Raw genomic sequence first — 24,296 nt, forward strand, 5'->3', positions numbered from 1 at the left:
AGGAGAGCCAGATGCAGTACTGCCTTACATTAGAGCTAAAAAACGACCCAGAGCTTATAGCTACTTACGAGCAATACCATAGCCCCAAGCAAGTTTGGCCTGATGTCATAAGTGCTATTCGCGATTCAGGAATTACCGACATGGCGATTCATCGTGTTGGCACAACCCTTATCATGATACTGCAAACCGATGATTCATTTAGCTTTACAGAAAAAGCAAAACAAGATGCGATGAACCCACAGGTGCAAGCATGGGAAAGCCTAATGGAGCAGTTTCAGAACGTAGATAGTACTAATCAGCAAGGTAAGTGGCAGTTAGTAGAGAGGATATTTTCGCTAGGGGAGCAGGTGGGTTAGTTTACAAATATAAGTTTCGAGGGGCTAGTTTCAAGTTACAAGGTGCTGGGTACTAGGCGCTAGGTGCTAGGTGCTAGGAGCTAGGTGCTAGGGTAGACCGAGTGGATTCGAACCACCGATTTTGGCGTGGGTCATAGAGAGCGGTAGTGCTCTAACCAACTGAGTAAATCTTTTTAGGTTAATGTACTTATTAATAGAAGTTGTGGAATTACAAAGAAGCAATAAAGATATAATTGGTACGACCGAGTGGATTCGAACCACCGACCTCTACCATGTCAAGGTAGCGCTCTAACCAACTGAGCTACGGTCGTACAGGCATTTAATTCTGAAGTAGATTAAATGTTTTGGTACAACCGAGTGGATTCGAACCACCGACCTTTGGACCGGGCCATTAAGAGTGGTAGTGCTCTTTCCTTTGGTTATACCTAAATCGTGGTACAACCGAGTGGATTCGAACCACCGACCCCTACCATGTCAAGGTAGTGCTCTAACCAACTGAGCTACGGTTGTATTTTGATTTAAATGGTTGTTAGCGTGGCTAAACAACGGAGGCTAATATATAGCGACTGGTTGTGTGAATCAAGCAGCTTTAGCTATTTTTATGCTAAGTGCTGGTTTTTTATTCATAACGGACTAATTTCGCACGTTCTGTAAAAACCTTGCCACCAAGTAACATGGCTTTTCGCAGAGCGCTTAAGACTTTGTAAAATTGCGGCATTACTGCCGCTATCTACAAACTGGGCCATTTCGGTGTCATGCCATATTTGCTGGTAAAGAGGTTGTAGGGTTTCTAATCGACCCACTAAGAATGATTGATAAGGCTGTAATTGCTCTAAATAAAACTTTTTAAACACATTACTAAGCGTTTGCGCTTTTTGTTTATTCTTGTTGGCAGGGCAGAGATCATCTTTTGAATACTTCATGAGCAGCGCTGTTAATTGTTGATTGTAATGTGTTTGCACCCTTGCTGCCGAAATAAGAAGCTTGTTGTATTTAAAGCGATTTAATACTTCGAGTTGGTTGATGATTTGCTCAGGCTCTATAGCGTTTATTTTGCCGTTATTAATATGCTTGTTTAATTTAGCAATTTGCTCCATCGCGCTCACGGTTTCACTAAAACCTGCGGTGTTTTCATCAATGTGTGTCGAACTTAGCTGCCAGCTTTGCTTAAACTCGCTTTCGTTGAACAGCATAGCTTTAAAGTAGTTAGGAAGGTTTGCTTGCTTTTGTACTGCGGTGAGTTTTATTTTTTCAACTAGCTCACCTTGCTCATCAAAGCTTTCTAAGCATTCATTTGCGTTTTGAATAAACTTAATTTGATAACTAAGAACATTAGCAGGCGTTGCTGTTTTGCCAAGCTGGTTATTGTGCTCAGCAATAAGGTTTGCAAGTTTACATTGGCGTAATTGGGCAAGTTCAAGCATGCCAATGGTTGCTTTATCTTCAGTATTTTCAGAAAAGTGGTTAACAGTGAGTGTACTTGGTTTAGAGAGTTTAAAACTTTCAGTTTTAAGCACGTTTTCTAATCTTTGCGCATAGGTGTGATTTACATCACCGGAGGAGGGCGTGCAGGCAATAAGTGCCACACACGCTGTTGCGATGATAGAGTTTAAAAGGCTATTGGTTTTGCAAAAAAGGTGCATGTTTAAATCGCCTATGAACAGTGAACATCAACATAATTGCTGCGGCACTTAACCCCACAATAATGCCTATCCAAAAGCCATGAGGGCCCAGTGCTGGAACAATCAAATCTGTACGAGCAAGTACGAAGCCAAGCGCAAAGCCGATCAACCAATAGGATACAAAGGTGATATAACCAATTGGTGCCGTGTATTTCAATCCACGTAAAATACCATTGGCAGAAACTTGCAGGGCATCTGGTAACTGGTAGATACAAGCAAGTACCATGATTGAAGAGGCAAGGGCCAATACTTCAGGGTTGTCAGAATACAATTGGCTTATAATATCACGGGCAAAAAAGGTCACACTTGCCAGTAAAAAAGCAATAATTGCCGCGAGAATATAACTCGTTTTAACGGCATTTTTTAACTGCTGATAATGTTGTTGGCCAAACAAATTGCCTATTCGAATGCTAATGGCAATTGAGAGGCTTAACGGCATCATAAACAATAATGTCGTTACACTAGCCGCAATTTGGTGACCGGCAACAGCAACCGCACCTAAGTGCGCTATAAACAAAGGAATACAAGCAAATAGTGTAACTTCAAAAAAAGTAGCTAATGAAATTGGAATACCTACTTTGGTGATAGTCCACAAAGTAGCGGGCTTTGGCGCTTCGAAATTGGCTAGCAATGCTTTGGCATCAATCTTTTTGTTAAAGTGACAATAAATAACCTGAGTTAACGCCATTGCTGTAAATACCAGCGCCGTGGCAATACCACAGCCCGCGCCACCGTACGCTTGAAAACCTAATTTACCGTGTATAAATACGTAGTTGGCCGGAATATTAACTGCTAAGCCAATTAAACTAATGTAAAAAGCAGGTTTGGTCATCCCCATACCTTCAGTGATATTTCGGTACACACTGAAAAGTAAAAAGCCAAAAATACCCCATTTAACAAAATGAATATATTGCTCGGCTAATTCTGTAATAGACTGTGAAGTATCTAATTGACTAAGCACTGTATCAGCAAGGCTTGCCAGCCCTAAACCGATTATGGCAAGTACTAACGCCAGATACAGGCCCTGTTGAAAATAATGACTAATACCTTGTTTATCGTTTGAACCAGCAAACTGCGCTATGATCCCGGTTAACGCCAATAATATGCCTTGCAGTGCAAGCATCAACGGATTCCAAATACCCGTTGCAATAGAAAGTGCTGCCAAGTCTGTTGCACTCACTTGGCCTGCCATCACGGTATCAACAACCGTCATTAAAATAAGGGTTACCTGTGCCAAAAAAACAGGAATGGCTAACGAAATTAACCTTTTGGCTTCCCAACTACAAAAAGACATAAATTACACGACTAAATAAACAGACAGCCATTGTAATCTATTCATAGATCAATAAAAATCGCAGTTATCTATTTAATGAAGAAAAGAGAAAGCGATGTTCACTGGAATTGTGCAAACGCAAGCCGTTGTGGTTGACGCTACTAACCAAGGCGGTGTATTGAGGCTGGCTTTAAAAGTAGAGCAGCAATATGCTGAAAACTTGAATATCGGCGCGAGCATAGCCATTAATGGTTGTTGTTTAACCGTGGTGAAGTTTGCATCAGACACGAAAGGCTGCTGTGTTATAAATTTTGATGTGATTGATGAAACATTGAAGTTAACCAACCTAGGTATGCTGGCTGTCAATGATACGGTAAATTTTGAACGTTCAGTGACTTTTGGTACTGAACTAGGTGGGCATATCGTGTCGGGTCACATTCATTGTATGGCCGAGATACTTTCAATTAACCATTTTCAAGATAACTGTAAGATGCAATTAGCATTAGCAAAAGAGTGGCAAAAATACGTTTTGTATAAGGGATTTGTGAGCGTTAACGGGGCAAGCCTCACTGTAGGTGAAGTTGATGAGCAGGGCTTTTGGCTACACCTGATCCCAGAAACACTCTCTATTACCAATCTCGATAACTACCGCGAAGGTGATAAGTTAAATATCGAAGTTGATCAGCAAACTTATACCATTATCAACACGGTCGAAAATTATCTTTCGCAACAAGCAAAATAAATACATCAAACGAGCAAATTAAAAAATTTGCTCGTCGTCACTATCGACATGTAATTCGAGTTTGTTATGTGCGTAATCTATATGCATATTTAAATGAATGGGATTGCAACATGCTGCGCAATCTTCATAGTAATCTTGGTCACCGTCGCTTGCATCAAGTGCAACATGAATGTGGTGGCCACAGTGAGGGCATGAAATCCGTTGTGTGTATTGGTCTTTCATCAGCTTTTACCTTAATCAGGCATGCCTGAGTTCGTTAAATTGCAATCTTCGTTAAACTCTAACTCATCAAAAATGAATCTAGATTTAATTAGATTGATATAACTCACTAACCGAATAGATGTAAGCGTAGTGCTACCAATTCGGTTAGCATCTTTATTAATACGCTTTATAAGCTAAATATAGCTGTGTTTAGCGGTTTGTGACATTCCTTTTACAGTGAATTCTTGCTTATTTCAGTAGCTGATCAATTTGTTGTTTTGCTTCAGTAAGATAGTGCCCTGCAAAGATATTGGCATTATTGAGCATAGGGTATAGTTGATAGATGGCTCTACGTTGCTCGTAACCTACCTGCAATGGGTAGATATCGTTATAGGCATCATAAAAGCTATCAGGCAATGGCGCATAAAGCTCACTCATTGCTATATCGCATTCCCGATCACCATAATAACAAGCAGGGTCAAATACACTGGGTACATTATTATAAAAGCCCATATTTCGACGCCAAAAATCACCGTGCAATAACGAAGGCTCTACAACATGGCTATGCAGTGCGTCTTTAACAAAAGTGATGAAGGAGTCTTGGTTGACAAGCTCAATACCTTTTTCTTGTAATAACTGTAATTGCCAACCAATGCGCTCTTCAGCAAAAAATACATCCCATTTTTTGTGCCAACGATTTGGTTGTAGAGTAGGGCCAAGGAAGTTGTCGTTATCTAAGCCGAACATAGCTTGGGTATGCTTTTGGTGTAAATGGGCAAGGTGCTCCCCCATTTCATGCCAATTGGTATGGGGCTGTTTATCAAGCTCTAACCATTCAAGCACGATAAATGAAAACTCAATATTGCAACCTGTGGTGATGCAATCTGGGATCATAAATAAGCTTTCTTGGGTTAATAGCTCAAGATTAAAGGCTTCGCACTCTAGGCGCTCCAGATCACTCAAGTGAGCAACTTTCACAAAGAAGTGGTGTAGATCATCACCAATTTGGAAGTATTTGTCGTTATTGGGTGATTGTAATTGGCGCTTAAAGGTATGCTTAAAATCAAAGTGCATCGCTTGGCTAATCTGTTCATTCACCGAATTCCACATAATTTTGTTCACCTTTTAACCATATAATTAAACTATGGCAAAAAGACGATGAATTAACAAACCCATAGCGTTAATATTGTTAAAGTTTATCGAAGTATTTATGAGGGGTCAGATGAATAAAAGTCTCATTACTAATTTAGTGGCGCTTGCCTTAGTATTAGTCGGATTTTTATTTGAACAAGCAATTGTGCTTTCTGTTGGTTTATTTGCGTTATCGGGCGCAGTAACTAACTGGCTTGCTATTCACATGCTATTCGAAAAAGTACCATTTTTATACGGCTCTGGGGTTATAACTTTAAAGTTTGCGTCTTTTAAGGTGGCTATTCGTAACTTGGTAATGACCGAGTTCTTTGCCGAAGAGAAAATAGATCAGGTTATGGCGCTCGCTAAGCCAAATATTGATTTAGAGCCAGTGATCAGTGAAGTTAATTTAAGTCCGGCTTATGATTCATTAATTGAGGTTATCGAAAACTCACAATTTGGTGGCATGCTATCAATGTTTGGTGGCCGTGATGCGCTTGAGCCGATGCGTGAACCTTTCATTGAAAAAATGAAAGCAGCGGTGATTGATATTTCAAAGAGCGACGAATTTAAAACGATTCTAGATGAAAAGCTATTTGCCAACTCTCATCTTGGTGGCTCATTGCACAGTACTGTTGAGCGTTTAGTTGATGAGCGTTTGAATGAGCTTACGCCAACCATGGTGAAAGATATTATTCAAACCATGATCAAAGAACATTTAGGTTGGTTAGTGATTTGGGGCGGAGTATTTGGTGGCCTATTTGGCCTGATCGCTGCGCTAGTTTAATGAAGAAGGAATTTGTAGCAGGCCTTTAAAGACCTGCTACAGTGAATTCATCATTATTTAGAACCAGCAATAACAATCACTGTGTCATCAGATACTTTAGCAATATCTTGAATACTTGTTTTTGTTGCTGTTTCAAAATTTAAGTATTTCGCAGAGTTATGAAAACCATAAGTGCTTGCAAACTTATCAGTCGTCATATCATTGCAAAGTAGTTTTTCTGTCATTACTCGTTTGCTTAAGCGTAGATCGCGCATTGTGCTTGATACGTTTAATGGTTTGTTAGAAGCAATGGCCATGCAAGCTTGCGTGCCTACAGAGTCATCTGCTGCGACAAATTGTGCTGCAGTTGCATCAGTTGCTGCTAATGAAGAACCTAAAATTAATGCTGTACCTAGTGCTGTAGTTAACGTATTCATCTTTCTCTCCAGTTGTTGTCCGTATTAGGTTTAGTATGTGCGACCTCGCTTTTATGGATACTTCACACTTCCTGTTTGCTGGGCACATTTAAAGTATTACGCTAAACAAGAACAATTGCTGTTAATGAAAATCGACAAGATGTAAGTAAGTATGTAGATGTGAACAAGTAAAACTAACCGCTTGATAAGTGCTATTTTAAAGTGTGAATTTTGACACAAATAGGCTAAATTTTTTTTCATTTATTTTTTTAAAACGTGTTTTGGCTCGTATTAAAGGCTTAATTTTTACGTAGCTGTTACATTTAAGTATTAACTCTAGCTTTTCTTAAAAAGGCTAATCAGAGTATAAGGAGCATGAGTGACCACAAAATTAGCAGGCTATTATCAACAAGCCTATGCATCTGAATCAAAACACTTTAATCAATGTTTTTATTGTGGTTGTGAAGCAACTGAGCGAGATTTTTGTCCGCCACTGCATATGCTGCAAAGCATTATAGATTTAGGCGAAGAGGCTGAATTTATATCAATTCCAGCATGTTATGAGTGCTTTGCATTACTGCATAACGAACGAGTGCTGACTATTGATGGGCGAGTTACAAAGCTTAAAAAGAAACTTTCAACAAAGTATGCAAAAGCGCTGAGAATTTATCACATGTGGCATGAGAGTGAACTTCACGATATGAGTGATGAGTTTGTGCACAGTATTAAAGCAGGCATGAAGTTAGGTGCAGAGGCAGCAGAGCGAGTAGCATTTCAAGGTTATAGCTATGCAACTGAAGATGCCAGTGTCACTATTCGTGAGAAGCGTGCCGAATTTGATGTGCAAGGCAAAGTCTTTTATGACTTTAAAGACGCGCTTAATTACTGCATTAATGATTTACAAGTCGACAGAACAGAATTCTATAAGCTGGTGGTAGAAGGTTACAATGGCGATTTTAACCGTGCATTGAGTCAATACCGCCATCGACACGAAAAAGTAACCGCAGCAAACGATGCAGATTCACTAATTAAAAGTTTTGCCAAGCAGCATAAGCAAAACTCAGACTTTGTAACTCGAACTGTGAAACATTTTATCAACAAAGATCCGAGCTTAACGACCGAAGGTGCGTTAGAGCAGCTATATAACAACTATATAAAGAAATAGTGCTCTATGAGGCTGGTTGTTCGTCTTGAATATTGGTGACTGGCCTCGTTTACTCGCATTAGAATTAACAATTAGTTAAAGTAATTAAATAATAAAAAAGAGGAACGTAAGAATGCAAAAATTTGCACCATCCTTGTTGGTTATGGCGCTTGGTGTCGCGTTAGCGGGTTGCCAAGACAATGGCCCACAAGATCCAAAAGTCTCAATTAACAAAAACCCATACCCAAGCACTTATCAACCACTTGCATCACAAAGTACGTTAATCACTAATGCCACTGTTTTAACCGGCACAGGCGAGCGTTTAGATGACGCAGATGTATTCTTTGTTGATGGCAAAGTACAACAAGTAGGTAAAGACCTTTCTGTACAAGCTGATAAAACAATTGATGCACAAGGCAAATGGGTAACACCGGGTATTATTGACGTGCACTCACATTTAGGTGCATACCCAACTCCATCGGTGGCATCTCACCAAGATGGTAACGAAATGACCAGCCCAGTGACTGCAGAAGTATGGGTTGAGCATTCAGTATGGCCACAAGACCCTGGCTTTAACCGCGCTCGTGAGGGCGGCATTACGTCATTACAAATTCTACCAGGTTCAGCAAACTTAATTGGTGGCCGTGGTGTAACGCTTAAAAACATTCCTTCGCACACGATGCAAGGTATGAAGTTTCCTGAAGCACCGTATGGTTTAAAAATGGCATGTGGTGAAAACCCTAAACGTGTTTATGGCCGTAAAGGTGTTTTACCATCAACACGTATGGGTAACATGGCGGGCTATCGCACAGCTTGGATTGAAGCGACTGAGTACAAACGCGAGTGGGATAAATACGAAAGTGATTATGCCGCGGGTAAAAACCCTGCAGCACCTCATCGCGACATTAAGCTAGATACGCTAGCTGGTGTGTTAGAAGGTGACATTTTAATCCATAACCACTGTTATAAAGCAGAAGAAATGGCCATGATGATCGACCTTGGTAAAGAGTTCGGTTATCACTCAGGTACTTTCCATCACGGTGTTGAAGCATACAAAATTGCTGACTTACTTGCCCAGAACGGTAACTGTGCGGCACTTTGGCCAGATTGGTGGGGCTTTAAAATGGAAGCCTACGACATGGTTCAAGAGAACGTAGCAATTGTAGATGCTGTTAAAAATTCATGTGCCGTTGTTCACTCTGATTCAGATACAACTATCCAACGCTTAAACCAAGAAGCCGGTAAAGTTATGTATCGCGCGAATGATGTGGGCTATGACATCTCTGAGCAACACGCAATCAAGTGGATCACTTCAAACGCGGCTAAATCGCTAGGTATTGATGATAAAACAGGTTCACTTGAAGCAGGTAAGCAAGCTGATGTGGTTATTTGGAACCAAAACCCATTCAGTGTTTATGCGAAAGCTGAACAAGTATTTATCGATGGTGCCAAAGTTTATGATCGTAACGATGATAAATACCAAGCACAAAGTGATTTCATGCTAGGTCAAAAATAGGAGTAACATTGATGACAAAATTAACTAAATCATTAAAGCTGTCACTTGTTGCTGCTGGCTTATTTTCTGCGACAGCAAGTGCTGCATCGGTAGCGATTGTAAATGCAACACTACACACTTCAACAGAGCAAGGCGTACTTGAAGGCGCAAGCGTTGTTATTGAAGATGGCAAAATTGTTGCTATTAACCCAGCGTCTATCAACGCGGATACAACCATTGATGCAAAAGGCCAAATCGTGACTGCTGGCTTTATTGGTACTATGAACCAATTAGGCTTAGTCGAAGTGGGTGCTGTTGCAGGGTCACGCGATGGTGGTGACGACAAAGCGGGCATTGATTTTGATCCAAGCCTTGCATTCAACCCACGCAGTAGCTTAATTCCTTATGCTCGCAAAGGCGGCATTACTCAAGACGTGATTGTACCAAACGGCGGTGACAGTATCTTTGCGGGTCTTGCATCTGTAGTTGATCTATCAGGTAGCTTTGAAAGCGTAAATAAAAAGCAAGTTGCACTTGTTGTTCATTTAGGTGAAAAGAGTAAAGGCTCACGTGCTATGTCGATGAAAACACTTATCGACAAGCTTGAAGGCGAAAAGTCAGCTAAAAAAGATGACAAAAAAGAGCCATCAACAGAGCAAAAAGTTTTAGCAGCTGTGCTTGCTGGTGATATGCCACTGATTGCGAGTGTTCAACGCGCATCTGACATCTATGAACTTGTTAAGTTAAAAGAAACCTATGGCATCAATTTAGTGATTCATGGCGGTGATGATGCTGTTGTGGTTGCGGATGCTCTAGCTAAAGCGGATGTTCCTGTGATCATCAGCTCGATGGCTAACTTACCGGGTAGCTTTGACTCATTACATGCAAACCTTGCTAACGCAGGTAAGCTTGAAAAAGCCGGTGTAAAAGTCATTATTGGTGTTGCTGGTGATTCAAGCCACAATGTATACCAATTACGTTTTGATGCAGGTAATGCTGTGTCATACGGTATGAGCCAACAAGGTGCACTTAGCGCAGTAACTAGCAATATTGCTGAAGTTTTTGGTTTAAACTCAGGCGCAATTGCCAAAGGTAAACGTGCAAACCTAGTTATGTGGTCTGCAGATCCATTTGAGCTTAACTCACACGTAAGCAAAATGTGGATCAACGGTGAAGAGGTTTCAACCGAAGCGCGTCAAGACAAACTACGCGACCGTTATACAACTGATTCAGCAATGCCACGCGCTTATACTAAATAAGCGTTTAAGCATTAAAAAGGCCGCAAATTTGCGGCCTTTTTTTAATACCAATCAGCAATAATACTTAAACATTTTGAGGGATTAAACCTGTCGCTACCTGCGTTAAAAACTTCTCATTTAGAACAACTAAATAACGAAATTTTTGCCTTGTTATCAACGAGGTTTTATTGCCTCAAAATAGCTCACTTAATTAAGCTAATTGGTATAATATTTTTTCAAACTAAAAAATTAGATTACTTAGTTTATAAAGGCTAAGGCCAAATATAAGCAGTATTACTGGCACAATTACAAGGTTAAGTAAAAGCGAATTAGTGTAGCCTTTCATCACCGATTTTTGATTTACCAACCAAACAAGGTAACAGGTTACAATTGGAAGTAATAAACCATTGGCAGCTTGCGCAAAGATGATGACCGCAACCGGGTCAAGCCCAAGTGATGCGACCAGTGCACCAAAAACAAGGATAGTGATAGCAACCAGTTTAAAACGTGTATCACTCATTTGTGTTGACCAACCAAGCATGCCGCAAACAGCGTAAGCACCCGCAAGAGGTGCAGTTATTGCGCTAGTAAGCCCGGCAGCACATAAACCGATAGCAAAGAAATAATGAGCCATACCACCTAGAAGTGGCTCAAGCTGCACAGCCATATTGGCCGCTGAAATTTTACCTGCATCAGTACCGTAAAATGCCACAGAGGCTGTTGATAAGATAGCTAACGTGATTATGCCACCTAAAGTTATCGAAATACCGGTATCAAGGTTTGTTTCTTTGATTACTTTGTCGATATTTTTTGAACTATCGTGTTTTTCTGCAAGTACCCCGGAGTGTAAAAACAGGTTGTAGGGCACAATTGTTGTGCCTATCAATGCAAGTACCGTGGTAATTGAATTATCAGGTAAGCTAGGTATAAATCCTTTTAGCACTTCACCAAGTGGCGGAGCCGCCATCACCAGCGTTGAAATAAACACTAAACTCATCAACACCACTAAAACAATTAACGCACCCTCAATGACTTTATGTTTGCCAGTGTACAAAAGAACTGCACTTAAAACTGCAATAAGGGGAGTCCAGAGTAATGGGCTTACAGAAGGTAGTATTTCTTGTAGTCCTAAACTTGCACCAGTCAGATTGCCTGCTTCATAAGCTGCACTGCCAATGCCAATCGCACTTATTACTAATATTACAGCCAGGGCTTTAAATACCGGTGTTTGAATGGTGGTTCTAAGTGCTGAGGCTAAATCTAGCCCTGTAGCCACACCAAGACGAGCTGCCATAGATTGCAACAAAATAGTCGCTATGACAGAGAACAATAAAGTCCAAATAAGAGCAAAGCCAAAATTAGCACCAGCAACACTTGCCGTGGTGATGGTACCTGGGCCAATAAAAGCAGCGGTGACCAGAAGTCCGGGACCTAAACGCATAAAAAACCTTTATTATTAGAGTTTTAGTATTTTTGTGGGGAAATATTATTCATACCACAAAATGATCAATAGGTAAGGGTAAAGGCTCTTAAGGCTGCGGTAAAGTAGAAATAGCAACAAGGCTAACCTGAATCGAAATTTAAGAAAGTTGAATAATGCTAATTGCAAGTAAATCTTATTTAAGTTATTTTGTTGTATATGCAACTATATGTGGTGAACGCTTTTGGAAAACAATAAACACCAATTAGAAGTGCCTTTAACGGTCTCTATGGGACATTTAACAGGTTTAGCGAGCCGTTTATTTAATCGGCTTTTAACTTCTCGGTTTAAGCAGGCAGGTATAAATATCACTGCGGAACAATGGGGAGTGATCTTAACTTTAAAGCAATATGGCTCCATATCACAGAGCCAAATCTGTGACATTTTGTATCTTGAAAAATCAAGCGTAAGCCGCTCAGTAGAAGTATTAGAGAAAAATGGCTGGATTGTGCGAGTTAAGTCGGAAGCAGATAGCCGTACTAAATTGGTTAACCTGACAGAGCAGTCACTCGATGTTGTAAGCGAATGCACAAAAATTGCTCAGGGTGTATTAGATGATTCTCAAAATCATATTGATCTTAAAGGTTTAAATGAATCGCAAGAGCTATTAGTTAAGGTTGTCTCAAATCTTCGATCTTTGCTCAAATCTTAAATTATATTTTTTATTAATAAGGAATTAGTATGTCTAAAAGAAATGCATTAATTACAGGTGGTGCGCGTGGTATTGGTGCAGCTTGCGCAAAGGCGTTGGCTGCTGAGGGTTACCGAGTATTTATTAATTATGTAAATAGTTCAGAAGTTGCAAACAAGCTTGCTGATGAAATTATCGCAAATGGTGGTGAGGCTTTTGCTGTTAAAGCAGACGTCCGAGATCCGCTTCAAGTTGAAGAAATGATCAACAATATTAGCCAGCATGGCGGAGTTGATGCACTTATCTCAAATGCGAATATGAGTTTTACTTCGAAGCCATTTCTTGATCAAACTTGGCAAGAATTTTCTCAAAAATTAAATGATGAAATGTTTGCGGCTTACAACACAGCTCAACTTGCAGCTAAAGTAATGAAAGAAAAGCAGTTTGGTCGATTAATATTTATTTCAAGTACTTTATCAGAAATGCCAGCACCCGCTTTTATTGCTCACGGTACTGCAAAAGGCGCGCTTGATAGTTTCAATAAATATTTGGCTCAAGAGCTTGGTCCTTATGGGATCACTTCAAATATCGTTGCGCCTGGCCTTGTAGAAACAGATGCAACAAAAGAAGCGCCAGAAGAGTTTAAAGAAATGATTAGGCAACACACACCGACGCAAAAAATTGCTCAACCGGAAGATGTTGCGAACACAGTGCGCTATTTAGCAAGCGAGAAAAGTGGCCATATCACAGGCACTTACAACCCTGTTTGTGGTGGGGCTTATATTCAATAATTTGAATAAAAGTACAGCAAAACTAACGGTGCTTTTTAAAGCACCGTTTTAGTTTAGCGACCTGTAAAAATAAATTTAGTTTTCTTAAGTTTCAAATAATACTAACATCTATTTTTACTTCATAAATTGCTCAGCAACGCTGTAAAATTTATACACTTTGCGAACAATTGGTACTGAAAAAGCTAAATCATATAAATAACCATTTATAAATCAGTGCTTTAAATTGGTTGGTTTTTTGCAAGGAATAGGCATTCATGTTGTTATAGAAAAGGAAATGAAGATGCCTGAACTTACTTTTTCAGCTTATGCGGCTGTGTATGTTTTTCTAATTATGCTTACTATTCAGTGGATAGTTGCAGCTGTCACAAAAGCCAAACAACCCAATGCGGTGCCTGGTAAACTCGATAATTCATTAAGTCATGACAGCTTTGTGTTTCGTTCACATCGCACATTTATGAATACCTTAGAAAATAGCCCGTTATTTTTAGGTACCGTATTTCTGGGGTTCTTTTTAAACTTGAACAGCAGCGCATTTGCACTGTGTATTTGGATGTATGTGATAGCCAGAATCATTCATATGCTGCTGTATTATGGTGTGGCTACTGAGAAGAACCCAAGCCCACGCAGCTATTTCTTTTTAATCGCTGCTTTGGCAAATATTGTGATGCTCATTCTGACTGGTTTACGTTTGATTTAAACAGCATTGCTAACAATAAAAAAGGCATTGAACGAAAATTCATTCAATGCCTTTTTTAATAATGAAAACCTAGCTACTCAACGCCGATAAAGCCACCTGTTTGATGTGACCACAGGGCAGCATAGATGCCACCTTGTGCGATTAATTGCTCATGAGAGCCTTGTTCAACCACGCCACCTTCATCAAGTACAATGAGCCTATCCATTTGCGCAATAGTTGATAAACGGTGTGCAATGGCAATTACAGTTTTGCCAGTCATTAAATCGTCTAGGCTAGTTTGAATCGCGGCTTCAACTTCAGAATCAAGAGCACTGGTTGCTTCATCCAATATAAGAATTGGCGCATCCTTTAGAAGGACTCGTGCAATAGCAATACGTTGACGTTGACCACCAGAAAGCTTCACACCGCGTTCACCAACTTGTGCGGCAAAGCCTTTATTGCCTTTGCTGTCTTCAAGGTCTTCGATGAACTCAATTGCTTCTGCTTGCTTTGCGGCCGCAAGTATTTCATCTTCAGTTGCATCGGGCCTACCATAAAGAATGTTATCTTTTACTGAGCGGTGTAACAGTGAGGTATCTTGCGTCACCATCGCAATGTGCTTACGTAAGCTTTCTTGGCTTACCTCAGCGATGTTTTGACCATCAATACGAATTGTGCCCGAGTCAACATCATAAAAACGCAGTAATAAATTCACTAAGGTAGATTTACCCGCACCAGAGCGGCCGACTAAACCTATTTTTTCACCAGGTTTAATGTCTAAATTTAAGCCATTGATAACAGGGCCGCGATGGGTCTCGTTGGCAGCTTTACCATAGTTAAATTGCACATTCTCAAAGCTTATCGACCCATTATTAACTGCAAGGGTACTCGCATTTTCTTTATCATCCACTTCAATCGGCGTTGATAGTGTTTTCATACCATCAGCAACAGTACCAATGTTTTCAAATAGGCTACTTATCTCCCACATGATCCACTGTGCCATACCGTTTAATCTCAGTGATAAACTCACCGCAATGGCGATAGCACCAACACTGATGGCGCTAATTGACCATAGATATAAAGAGAGGGCAGCAATACTAAATACCAATAAGTAATTGAGCGTGTTGATAGAGAAGTTTAGGCTAGTAACTAAGCGCATTTGCTTATATACCGGTTGTAAAAACACATCCATGCTGTCTTTTGCATATTGTTCTTCTCGCTGCGTGTACGAGAACAATTTGATAGTCGAAATGTTAGTGTAGCTATCAACTACACGTCCGGTCATTTCTGAGCGTGCATCAGCTTGCGAGCTGGCTACTTTCTTGAGCTTTGGTACAAAATACATTTGAATTACTGCGTATAAAACTAGCCAAATCAATAATGGCAACATCAAACGCCAGTCAGATTCTGCGACCAAAAACACCATGGCGCCAAAGTAGACCACGATATACATTAATACATCGAGCAATTTCATCACTGATTCACGAACAGCTAATGAGGTTTGCATGACTTTTGTCGCAATACGGCCGGCAAATTCGTTTTGATAAAAACTAACACTCTGACGAAGCAAATAACGGTGTGCTAACCAACGGATAGACATAGGATAGTTGCCAAGCAGCGCTTGATGTAACACCGCTGAGTGAAAGAACACGACAATAGGTAACACCACCAGCAACATAACCGCCATTTTTGTAAGCTCAGCCTGCTGTTCAACAAACAAGGTATCTGGGGTGTATTGACCAAGCCAATCGACCAGTTGCCCCATGTAACTAAATAGCGATACTTCTAAAATTGCGAGTGCAGCGGCGCTTAACGACATCAGCAGCAATGAAAGCTCCATGCCACGGGTATAATGACGGCAAAAAGCAAATAAGCTATTAGGTGGCTGAGAGGGTTGCTCTTTAGGAAACGGATTAGTCATCCGCTCAAATAAACGATACATAGACGACGCTTTTTAAAAAATCAAAGTGGCCTTACTATATCATTTGAGTGGTTTTTTAGCAGTTCATTTAATTTAAAAACTAAGATTAAAATCTATCAACTATTCAGTTATTTACATCTAGTGTGAGAAATGAAAATATAATAAGAAAAAGGAATTAATGATGAAAAAGTTGCTTTGTACGCTGTCCCTCGTTTTTAGCTTACCGCTTTGTGCCTACCAAACCGACACCCACATATTTAAGGGCAAAAAAACCGCCATCGAGAAACCTGTAACGGTGACATTACCTGATGGCTATCAGGACTCAAAAAAGTACAATGTTATCTATGTATTACATGGCTATAGTGGAAATCACAGCGATTGGACAAAGCTGACACACATAGAAAAACTGGCAGACCAATATGATGTCATCATTGTTAATCCAGATGGCAATTTTGGTTCGTGGTATCTCGATTCTGATATCGACAAAAGCTCACAATACGAAACCTACATCGCAGACGATTTACTAAATTATATTGATTCCAAATATTCGACCAATCGGTCTAAAAGTGGCCGTGCAATAACAGGCTTATCAATGGGTGGCTTTGGTGCTTTGCACATTGCAATAAATCACCCAAACCTGTTTGCAGCAGTTTCAGGGATGTCTGCTGGGGTCGATGTTAGGCCGTTTAGTGCAGAGTTTGACCTTGCAAAAGTACTCGGCAGTTACGCTGAAAACAAAGAAAAATGGGATAGCATTGCCATTATTAACAACCTTCATAAAATTGCGGCAGGCAATACGGCATGGAAAAAAGGCGCTGATACCTTACCTATTATGCTTGATATAGGTGTTGATGACTTTTTTATTGAGCAAAACAGAGCGCTACATCAAGCGATGTTGAAAATGCGCATCCGCCATGACTATGTTGAACGTCCGGGCATTCATGACTGGCACTATTGGAATAAAGTGATTGCCTATCAATTTTTATTTTTAACCTCACATATGGCGCCATAATAGATGTTTCAACGTATTCTTGTGTTAATTGCTATCGGCTTTTTTGGTTTTATTGGTTGGGTTATCTATCTTGCCAATACTGGGCAAAAGTCGGTGTTTTTCGAACTTGTTGCGGCCATTCCTTACGGTGATAAGTTGGGGCATTTTTGCTTATTTGGACTACTTACGCTATTCATCAACCTTGCCTTTAAGTTTAAAACAATGAACGTTGCTGGGCGGCCTATTTATTTAGCTGTGCTGATTGTAAGTACATTTGTGATTTTAGAAGAGCTAAGCCAGTATTTTGTAGAATCTCGAACGCTAGATTTTGTTGATTTAATCGCTGATTTTGCGGGTATTGCCGTGTTCAGTGCTTTTTCAGCTTGGCTTTGCAAAAAGTTATATCCAATTAAGGCTTAAACTTTCAGTGACTTGTTAGGTTTCGTCTATACTCAGTGTAGACCTAGCTTAAAAGTTGCGTATGAACAAAGATACCTCGGATTATTTGTCAGACATTATTGAGCTTCTACTCGATGCAGTATGCGTAGTTGATGCCAAAGGCACGTTACTTTTTACTAATCCAGCCTTTGAAACAATTTTCGGATACGCGCCAGAAGAAGCCATCAATAGAAACATGTTGGACTTTGTTTATCCAGAAGACAGAGCCAAAACCATCAATGCCATTAATCAAATTGTGGTCAATGATCAGCACCCACGATTTGAAAACCGCTGGGTTAGAAAAGATGGCAGAGTAGTGCATGTTTTGTGGTCTGTTTATTGGTCAAAAGAAAAGCAAGTTAGAGTGGCTATTGCTTATGACATTACAGAGCAAAAAAAGCTCGAACAAAAACTGATTTATATGGCAGGGCACGACCCTCTGACCGATCTCCCCAACCGCAGTTTCTTAACCACCCAGCTCGAGGAATCATTGTCGATTGCGAACACCATTTCAACCGTGATTGCAGTACTGTTTATCGATATTGATGGCTTTAAGCAAGTTAATGATATTCATGGTCATGGCGCTGGCGACAAACTATTAAAAACCATTGCCATGCGTATTCGTCATGTATTAAAAAAAGAAGACAGTGTAGGGCGCTTAGGGGGCGATGAGTTTGTAGTTATCCTCAATAGCATTAAACACAAAAAAGACGTCATCGAAATGGTTGATGAATTGATAGCTGAGATTTGCCAACCCTTAATTTATAATGATGCAGAGCTTATTTACTCGCCAAGTATAGGCGCCGTATTGTTCCCCGAGCATTATGGTGACGCAGAATATCTCATTCAGTGTGCCGATAAAGCCATGTACAAAGCAAAGTATGAAGGGGGTAATCGCATGGTGTTTTATAATGAAGGAATAAAGTTACCCGGCGCTAAAAGCACAGGGTAACTTTGGAGTGAACGCAGTGTTATTTACAATAAGTACTTGGCACGCAGGATTTTAATGTCTTCATCGCTAACGTCTAATTCAGCTTGAATGTAATTAAGTACACTTCCGTGTTGCTGCTCCATGCTCTCAATTGCAGATTCAAGTAAAGGCTGAGTGACCCCTTTAAGTGGCATCGCTACTTCTTTTGGTAGGCTGGCAAAAAACTGCATCATTGCTGCATATTTTGGGTCCATTTTGCCAGTGTCTTTACCAAGCATATTTTCAAAATCGAGGTAGTCGTTTGATGCAAGATAGTCATTCATAATTGTCTGTTGATCAACGCCTAGCACAGTTAAAATCAATGCAGCACTGATACCTGTACGGTCTTTTCCTGCCGTACAATGGAACAATAAACCGCCGTCTTTATTTACTAAGCGGTCGAACATTTGTGTGTAGTTTTGCTTTTGGTCTTCTACAATTCGCGGGTACATTTGTACCATCACATTTTCGAGCTTTTCACGGCTTAGGTTAGGGTCACGAAGCACTTTGCCGATTTGTCCCATATCAAAGTCCATTTCGTAATCACGGTCGATGATTTCAACCTTATCAGCAGCCCACACTGTGACTTCTGAATCTCGCTCTGAATTAGCACGAAAATCAACAAGGGTATCGATATTTAAGCTATTGATAAGCGCATAGTCGTCGTTTGTTAGATTCGCTAAAACCCCAGAACGGTAAATTTTGCCCCATTTAACAGTGCGGCCATCTTGGGTTTTGTAGCCGCCTAAGTCGCGGAAGTTACGACCACCTTCAAGTGGAATTAGTCGCGTTGTGGTCATAGTTGCTTCACCATTTTCTGGTTTTACAAAAAAGTAGTAACGCTGATGCTCATCACTTGGTGACCAATTAAATACATTGGTAGTAATATCATCAGCAATGAGTGTTGCATTCGTTAAATCTGGTGTTGTTGATACCAGCACATCAACAGCTGCAGGGATATCTTGCTGCCAGCTAATTTGGTAGTTTTCATTATTAAAATTAGTTTGTGCAGATTCAATAGCGACTTTAGGTGCAGTTGCTGTGCAAGCTGCAAGTGTTGATGAAACTAAAGCAGCAATGGCAATCTTTTTAAATATTGTTTTCATGGTTATTCCTTAGTTATTACTCGGCTCAGAGCGATTAAACTCTGAGCGGTAAATTCAAAAGTAAGTTAGAAGTTGATGCGAACACCCGCCATATAGCGGCGACCATAGCGTTCAATTTGGTTAGGAGTGGCTTCTGTGCCGATGTAACGCACGTCAATTTCATCGGTAAGGTTGTTGATGTTGGCGTAAAAACTCACATCTGAGCCATACACTGGCTCTGCTAATGTGTAACTCAGTGAAAGGTCTAAACGGGTTTGTGCAGCCCAATATTCACCCATGCTGTCGTTTTCTGTGGTTGATAACCAATCATCACGATACTGATAATTCAATCGCGCAGAGAATAGGTCGTTTTCATAGTAAACAGAGCTGTTGAAAATCATGTCTGATGTGCCCGGTAAACTAAAGCTGCTACCTGAAAGCGTGGTAAATTCACTGTCTAAGAGGGTTAGGTAGGCAGAGAAACCAAAACCATCCCAACTCTCAGAAATAAAATCGCTGGCTTGGCCAATGAAGTTAAGCTCGATACCTTGGAAGTGACCTTCGTCACCATTGATAAACCCTGTGTATTTCCATTGTTCACCGGCAAATTCACTGATGTAGTTACCTGCATCTACATAGGTCGTATCCGCATAAATGACATCATCAATGTGTCGGTAGAAAGCGCCTAATGCAACAAGACTTGCATCGCCTGCATACCACTCTAATGACATATCAGCACCATATGAAGACTCGGCCTCTAAGAACGGATTACCCCCCCGAGATGGTTTGCTCTGTGGTATCAATCGATGCTGATGCGCGCCATTCATTGTAAGTAGGGCGGCTCATACCCGTTGAAAGTGCGGCTCTGAATTTAACTTGATCAGATAAATCAATATTTAAATTCACACTCGGTAATACTTCGGTGAAGGTATCAGAATGTTCTCCTTCTGGACCACTGCTGGTGTAGTCAGTACTTTCAATACGTACCCCACTGACTAAAGAACCCCATTTGAATTGATTGGTCACCATGGCATAGGCGGTAGTGATGTTTTCATCAATATTTATTTTGCTGGCGTTATCTGGGGTGACTGTAAGTCCACCTGATGCGCTTTCTAAATCTGCTCTAAGCTGTTTATTGTCGAAGTAAGTGCCGTTAATGCTGTTTGTGAAATCTGTATGCCACGCTTGATCAGTTACATAGTCACTTGGATTGATCCCATATAGTGATCCCATGCCACCATTTGTGCCATAGCCCTGTGCTTCACGCTGGTCATGGCCTAGCCCCATTTTAAAGGTGTTGTTAAGCCCTGCGAAAGTAAAGTCAGTTTCTGCGTCTAGTTTAAATTGCAGGCTATCAATCGATAACGCACTGCCGTAAACCAGCAGCATTTCGTAGCCATAATCTATATCGTTAAGGGAAATGCCTGGTGCAAGTGTGACAAGAGGGTCGTTAATATCTGTTACATCATAGCTTGCGACCGCTGTGCCATATAAACTATAAGGCAGGGGTAAAAACACATCGTTTTCGGTTTTTGTGAAGTTTGTACGCGCTTCTAAAAACCAATCACCTAACTGGAGATCAGCACCAAGTGTGTTGGTCCATGTTGAGTTCTCATACAAACCATACTCTAAAGAGCGGCTTACCATGGCAAGGCCTGTGCCTGTTTCACCTGCAGCTAGGTTGCTGCCCGCAGCTTCTGCACCGCCTGCAAAATCAAACACATACTGGTTGCGCTCTTCATGATCTTGGAATTTACTGTATAGCGTGCTGAAGAAAAAACGGTTCATTGAATCGCTCGGACGATATTCAAATCGGCCACCATAGGCTTCGTCTTCACGTTTTACTTTATAGCTACGCATATCAAGTTCGTTAACAACTAGCTCTGAATCCTCTTGTTCTAAGTCGAATTCGCGATTATCCGTGATTTGTTCACGGCTGTTTTGTGATGCGAATAAACTAATGCCTACATTTTCGCCTGACCATGACGTTCGCACTGAAAACTTACTAATATCACCATCCCCTAATGCTTGATTACCTAAACCTACATCAGTGGCTAGTGAGAAACCTTCAACATTAAACGGGTTAAAAGTTTCGATATTAATAAAACCAGCAATCGATTCGCCTGGCATATCAGGCATAATTGCTTTATTGGCAGATAAACGACTAGTAATAACAGACGGGAAGCTGTCAAAACGCGGAATACGGCCATTTTCAGCACCAGGAATGGTCATGCCATCTATGGCAATTGTGGTGTAACGAAATGGTGCACCGCGAAAGTTTATATAGCGTGCTTGACCTTGATCGCGTTCAATAGCAAGGCCTGGAACGCGACCTAATGAATCCGCTAAGTTTTGGTCAGGAAAGCGGCCAATGGTATCAGCAGCAACAATATCAACAAAGTTAGAGGCAGATTGCTTTGCCATAATAGCTGCTTTTTGGCTGTCTTTGATAGGGGATGCAACAGCAACGACTTCTTCTATTTCGTTATAGTCGTTTGTTTGTGCTGCATAGCTATACGACGATGAACAGGCAAGTACTACGCAAGCCGCTAATCGATTTCGAGCAAATGGTGTCACTTGAATACTCCGGGTTATTTTGGATGTTTTAAAAAGTTGGGCAAAGAATGGAATAGAAATATTGCAGTTTGGTTAAACCGGCATCGATATAAAATACAGGGATATCTTTTAAATTTTTGTATTTATTAAACAATGGGTTGGTAATTTTTAGAGATGTCTTTTTGGTTAATTTACTTAACCAAATAAGGGGACATGAAAAGTTAAATTTGATGTTTTTATGACAAATAAACTAACCCAAACGCTTTTCATAAGTTTGTAATACAAATGCTATAAATTAGTCATTTAAAAGACACTTTTAACAATAAAAAATGCCACTTAATTTTGTTTTCACTATTTTAAGACTGCTTATTGCCACACTGGTTTTACTGCCTGCCATGGTGTTTTTAAGCCAGCAAACAATTGAGCCTGTGGTTTTAAAAGAGCAATACAGTTACAGCTGCAAAGTAAAAAATACGAGCGGTAAAAAGCATTTTCATATTTATATGCCGACTAATTGGCAGGTTGAAGAGTTTGCGCAGACCTTATGCGATACGTTGCTCGCTAAGCAGAGTTTTGAAACTGTCACTGTGTCTTGGCAACCCAGAGAAATGCTCAGCACAGAACAATTACTCAGTGACAATTATGCGCTTTTTCTAAATCGTGATTATGCCTTAAGTGGTCTACTGCCAAATTGGGATGATTTTTATACAGCAATATTAAGCTTGCCAAGTTATCAGATTTCATGGTTTTCACATCAAGACAATATGCAGCTTTCAGCAAATTCATTAAAGAATAAACGAATAGGTTTACTCGAAGACAAGCGCAGTGAGTCCGGTTATTTAGCCCCTATGAGTGAATTAAAACAGTTTGGTCATGGGCTTGATAATGCACAACTGGTTTTTTACCCGAATAGAGAAAGTTTGGTTAATGATTTCTTGGCAGAAAAACTCGATATTATTCCGAGTGTCGGTCACCATGGGCAATTAAAGCGTTGGCCAGCTTCAAAAACACAGCCTTTACAGCATGTTTCATCAAGCTTATCTTGGTACCTTAATGATCAATATGCTGATTTAGCGCCGCCCCTTGTAACCTATTTACAGCAATATCAGTCAAGGCTGTTAAAGGTTCATACCACGCATCCTTATAGTCTCGATAAGGGGCTAAGATGAATTACTTAAAAGCCCTTGTATTATTTTTACTTATTTTTGTTGGGCTGATTTATTTATCTGGGCAAAATGCTAAGCAGCAACTAATGATGACACTTGCAGAGCAGCTTCCTCAGGTTGTTAACCCTTCACTCAATAATGCCATAGATGAAAGCCAAGATCTTTCGCGCATGAGCCACTCACTATTAGATGATTTGCATGACATTACTTTTGTATCAAAGCTACCGGGGGATTTAGTTGCTTCTTTGACTGTGACTGAATTAAACCTAAGTAAAATACAGCTCTCAGGAAGTGACACACTTAACTGGCAATTTGGTAATCACGCACTCTATGCAAGCATTGATAGTTCAGTTAACTTTAACTATTGGCTGGTGGCTTTTTGGGCAAGCGCATTTACTGCAGTAGGTCTACTTATTGATTATTTGTTCAAGTTTATATTTAAGCTCCAGACTAACAGGCAAAAAGTACCTATACCCGATCAATTAATGACTGCGGAAGATAAATTAAGCACAGCTATTGAAGAGTTACGCTGGTTTGATGGTTTAAAGCAACAGGGTTTAATAAAGGGTTTAACGGCACAGCAAGAATTACAATTGGCATCGCTTAAAGAGCAGCAACAATGTTGGTTTAGCATAGCCCTAAAGCAAGGTTTAAACATTGAACAAGCATTAAAAGCAGCAGAGGCTGATGATGCGTTATGCTTTGACTTAGCAAATCAACAAGTGATTATCCATGGAGTGCCTATCCGGCTTTCAAAGACACCTTTACTTTATTATTTTTGGTATGCAAAAAGAAAGTTTGAAGCCGAGCCTGCTTATTTAAATCCGCCACAGGGTAAACCTGATCATAAAAATGGCCAGCAGCTAGCCAAATTAATGCAGCAGTATGGTGGTCACCAAAAAGCGATACGTGATCTTGATGAAGGCTTAAAAGGCAAAACCTTAGATCAAAACCGCAATAAAATTAAAACTGAGCTGCAACGCGTGCTTGAAGGATTGGCATGTGATTATCTTTTTGATAGTGAAAGGGACGAGCGAACTGCTCGCTATCGTTATAGCTTGAAGTTACCAGCGTCTAAATTAAAGCTTGGCCCGTAGTTTTAACCTAGTAATTTGTTTTCTAACTCATAACTATTGCGCGAAATGAA

Annotated in this window: 24 protein-coding genes and 2 tRNA genes; 14 read left to right on the forward strand and 12 right to left on the reverse strand. The window is 40.3% G+C overall.

Annotated elements, in window-relative coordinates; all coding sequences use genetic code 11:
- The first annotated feature begins 11 nt into the window (after positions 1 to 11).
- On the forward strand, positions 12 to 356 hold the full coding sequence (locus VRK28_RS14520; RefSeq protein ID WP_332394075.1) for an L-rhamnose mutarotase: 345 nt from the start codon (positions 12 to 14) through the stop codon (positions 354 to 356).
- 234 nt (positions 357 to 590) lie between these two features.
- Here VRK28_RS14520 and VRK28_RS14525 read toward each other — a convergent pair.
- The 4 genes from VRK28_RS14525 to VRK28_RS14540 form a co-directional block, all read right to left on the reverse strand.
- Positions 591 to 667, reverse strand: a tRNA-Val gene (locus VRK28_RS14525).
- A 122-nt stretch (positions 668 to 789) separates the two neighbouring features.
- Positions 790 to 866, reverse strand: a tRNA-Val gene (locus tag VRK28_RS14530).
- A 113-nt stretch (positions 867 to 979) separates the two neighbouring features.
- Positions 980 to 1,999 carry a DUF3080 family protein gene (locus VRK28_RS14535; RefSeq protein WP_332394076.1) on the reverse strand — a complete coding sequence of 340 codons (1,020 nt, stop codon included), beginning with the start codon at positions 1,997 to 1,999 and terminating at the stop codon, positions 980 to 982.
- Positions 1,974 to 3,332 carry an MATE family efflux transporter gene (locus tag VRK28_RS14540; protein ID WP_062565280.1) on the reverse strand — a complete coding sequence of 453 codons (1,359 nt, stop codon included), beginning with the start codon at positions 3,330 to 3,332 and terminating at the stop codon, positions 1,974 to 1,976. Before VRK28_RS14540 ends, VRK28_RS14535 begins: the two co-directional genes overlap by 26 nt.
- 94 nt (positions 3,333 to 3,426) lie before the next feature.
- Between VRK28_RS14540 and VRK28_RS14545 the strand changes: the two genes are divergently transcribed.
- A complete protein-coding gene (locus VRK28_RS14545) occupies positions 3,427 to 4,053 on the forward strand; it encodes a riboflavin synthase subunit alpha (RefSeq protein ID WP_332394077.1) in 627 nt (208 codons plus the stop codon).
- Between the two features lie 18 nt (positions 4,054 to 4,071).
- Here the strand turns inward: VRK28_RS14545 and VRK28_RS14550 are convergent, their stop codons facing one another.
- Both VRK28_RS14550 and VRK28_RS14555 read right to left on the reverse strand, forming a co-directional pair.
- Complete coding sequence (locus VRK28_RS14550; RefSeq protein ID WP_054561385.1) at positions 4,072 to 4,275, reverse strand: CPXCG motif-containing cysteine-rich protein; 204 nt, start codon at positions 4,273 to 4,275, stop codon at positions 4,072 to 4,074.
- Between the two features lie 228 nt (positions 4,276 to 4,503).
- Positions 4,504 to 5,364: a fructosamine kinase family protein gene (locus VRK28_RS14555; protein WP_130166400.1), complete on the reverse strand. Its 861-nt coding sequence runs from the start codon at positions 5,362 to 5,364 to the stop codon at positions 4,504 to 4,506.
- A gap of 112 nt (positions 5,365 to 5,476) precedes the next feature.
- Between VRK28_RS14555 and VRK28_RS14560 the strand changes: the two genes are divergently transcribed.
- Positions 5,477 to 6,172 carry a hypothetical protein gene (locus VRK28_RS14560; protein WP_054561387.1) on the forward strand — a complete coding sequence of 232 codons (696 nt, stop codon included), beginning with the start codon at positions 5,477 to 5,479 and terminating at the stop codon, positions 6,170 to 6,172.
- A 53-nt stretch (positions 6,173 to 6,225) separates the two neighbouring features.
- On the opposite strand, the gene VRK28_RS14565 is transcribed toward VRK28_RS14560, so the two are convergent.
- Entirely contained in the window at positions 6,226 to 6,588 is a 363-nt protein-coding gene (locus VRK28_RS14565; RefSeq protein ID WP_062565283.1) for a DUF3718 domain-containing protein, read from the reverse strand.
- A 358-nt stretch (positions 6,589 to 6,946) separates the two neighbouring features.
- On the opposite strand from VRK28_RS14565, the gene VRK28_RS14570 reads away from it, so the two are divergent.
- The 3 genes from VRK28_RS14570 to VRK28_RS14580 all read left to right on the forward strand — a co-directional run bounded on the left by VRK28_RS14570 (position 6,947) and on the right by VRK28_RS14580 (position 10,465).
- Positions 6,947 to 7,732, forward strand: coding sequence for a hypothetical protein (locus VRK28_RS14570; RefSeq protein ID WP_332394078.1), 786 nt, complete (start codon positions 6,947 to 6,949; stop codon positions 7,730 to 7,732).
- Positions 7,733 to 7,844: 112 nt separating this feature from the next.
- Positions 7,845 to 9,227 carry an amidohydrolase gene (locus VRK28_RS14575; RefSeq protein WP_062565285.1) on the forward strand — a complete coding sequence of 461 codons (1,383 nt, stop codon included), beginning with the start codon at positions 7,845 to 7,847 and terminating at the stop codon, positions 9,225 to 9,227.
- A gap of 11 nt (positions 9,228 to 9,238) precedes the next feature.
- Positions 9,239 to 10,465, forward strand: a complete 1,227-nt coding sequence (locus VRK28_RS14580; RefSeq protein WP_063528159.1) for an amidohydrolase family protein — start codon at positions 9,239 to 9,241, stop codon at positions 10,463 to 10,465.
- A gap of 220 nt (positions 10,466 to 10,685) precedes the next feature.
- Here VRK28_RS14580 and VRK28_RS14585 read toward each other — a convergent pair whose 3' ends face one another.
- Positions 10,686 to 11,885, reverse strand: a complete 1,200-nt coding sequence (locus VRK28_RS14585) for an Nramp family divalent metal transporter (protein ID WP_062565286.1) — start codon at positions 11,883 to 11,885, stop codon at positions 10,686 to 10,688.
- Between the two features lie 223 nt (positions 11,886 to 12,108).
- Between VRK28_RS14585 and VRK28_RS14590 the strand changes: the two genes are divergently transcribed.
- The 3 genes from VRK28_RS14590 (at position 12,109) to VRK28_RS14600 (ending at position 14,043) form a co-directional block, all read left to right on the forward strand.
- On the forward strand, positions 12,109 to 12,576 hold the full coding sequence (locus VRK28_RS14590) for a MarR family winged helix-turn-helix transcriptional regulator (RefSeq protein WP_205990950.1): 468 nt from the start codon (positions 12,109 to 12,111) through the stop codon (positions 12,574 to 12,576).
- A 29-nt stretch (positions 12,577 to 12,605) separates the two neighbouring features.
- Positions 12,606 to 13,346 carry an SDR family oxidoreductase gene (locus VRK28_RS14595; RefSeq protein WP_058584926.1) on the forward strand — a complete coding sequence of 247 codons (741 nt, stop codon included), beginning with the start codon at positions 12,606 to 12,608 and terminating at the stop codon, positions 13,344 to 13,346.
- Positions 13,347 to 13,626: 280 nt separating this feature from the next.
- Positions 13,627 to 14,043: an MAPEG family protein gene (locus tag VRK28_RS14600; protein WP_332394079.1), complete on the forward strand. Its 417-nt coding sequence runs from the start codon at positions 13,627 to 13,629 to the stop codon at positions 14,041 to 14,043.
- A 73-nt stretch (positions 14,044 to 14,116) separates the two neighbouring features.
- On the opposite strand, the gene VRK28_RS14605 is transcribed toward VRK28_RS14600, so the two are convergent.
- Positions 14,117 to 15,964 carry an ABC transporter ATP-binding protein gene (locus VRK28_RS14605; protein ID WP_332394080.1) on the reverse strand — a complete coding sequence of 616 codons (1,848 nt, stop codon included), beginning with the start codon at positions 15,962 to 15,964 and terminating at the stop codon, positions 14,117 to 14,119.
- Positions 15,965 to 16,124: 160 nt separating this feature from the next.
- Here VRK28_RS14605 and VRK28_RS14610 point away from each other — a divergent pair, with 160 nt between their 5' ends.
- From VRK28_RS14610 to VRK28_RS14620, 3 genes are all read left to right on the forward strand, one after another.
- A complete protein-coding gene (locus VRK28_RS14610; protein WP_332394081.1) occupies positions 16,125 to 16,955 on the forward strand; it encodes an alpha/beta hydrolase in 831 nt (276 codons plus the stop codon).
- Positions 16,956 to 16,958: 3 nt separating this feature from the next.
- Positions 16,959 to 17,354 (forward strand): VanZ family protein, encoded by a 396-nt coding sequence (locus VRK28_RS14615; protein WP_253108603.1) that lies wholly within the window; start codon positions 16,959 to 16,961, stop codon positions 17,352 to 17,354.
- Between the two features lie 61 nt (positions 17,355 to 17,415).
- Positions 17,416 to 18,324 carry a sensor domain-containing diguanylate cyclase gene (locus VRK28_RS14620; protein WP_130166392.1) on the forward strand — a complete coding sequence of 303 codons (909 nt, stop codon included), beginning with the start codon at positions 17,416 to 17,418 and terminating at the stop codon, positions 18,322 to 18,324.
- 23 nt (positions 18,325 to 18,347) lie between these two features.
- On the opposite strand, the gene VRK28_RS14625 is transcribed toward VRK28_RS14620, so the two are convergent.
- The 3 genes from VRK28_RS14625 to VRK28_RS14635 form a co-directional block, all read right to left on the reverse strand.
- A complete protein-coding gene (locus VRK28_RS14625) occupies positions 18,348 to 19,448 on the reverse strand; it encodes a tyrosine-protein phosphatase (RefSeq protein ID WP_332394082.1) in 1,101 nt (366 codons plus the stop codon).
- A 65-nt stretch (positions 19,449 to 19,513) separates the two neighbouring features.
- Complete coding sequence (locus VRK28_RS14630) at positions 19,514 to 20,158, reverse strand: hypothetical protein (RefSeq protein WP_332394083.1); 645 nt, start codon at positions 20,156 to 20,158, stop codon at positions 19,514 to 19,516.
- 37 nt (positions 20,159 to 20,195) lie between these two features.
- Positions 20,196 to 22,004 (reverse strand): TonB-dependent receptor domain-containing protein, encoded by a 1,809-nt coding sequence (locus tag VRK28_RS14635; protein WP_332394084.1) that lies wholly within the window; start codon positions 22,002 to 22,004, stop codon positions 20,196 to 20,198.
- Positions 22,005 to 22,312: 308 nt separating this feature from the next.
- Between VRK28_RS14635 and VRK28_RS14640 the strand changes: the two genes are divergently transcribed.
- Both VRK28_RS14640 and VRK28_RS14645 read left to right on the forward strand, forming a co-directional pair.
- Positions 22,313 to 23,152 (forward strand): hypothetical protein, encoded by an 840-nt coding sequence (locus tag VRK28_RS14640; RefSeq protein WP_332394085.1) that lies wholly within the window; start codon positions 22,313 to 22,315, stop codon positions 23,150 to 23,152.
- Complete coding sequence (locus VRK28_RS14645) at positions 23,149 to 24,246, forward strand: hypothetical protein (RefSeq protein WP_332394086.1); 1,098 nt, start codon at positions 23,149 to 23,151, stop codon at positions 24,244 to 24,246. The genes VRK28_RS14640 and VRK28_RS14645 overlap by 4 nt, the downstream gene beginning before the upstream one ends.
- Positions 24,247 to 24,296 lie beyond the last annotated feature (50 nt).

The sequence above is a fragment of the Pseudoalteromonas sp. P80D2 genome, from assembly GCF_036680945.1.
Classification (GTDB): domain Bacteria; phylum Pseudomonadota; class Gammaproteobacteria; order Enterobacterales; family Alteromonadaceae; genus Pseudoalteromonas; species Pseudoalteromonas shioyasakiensis.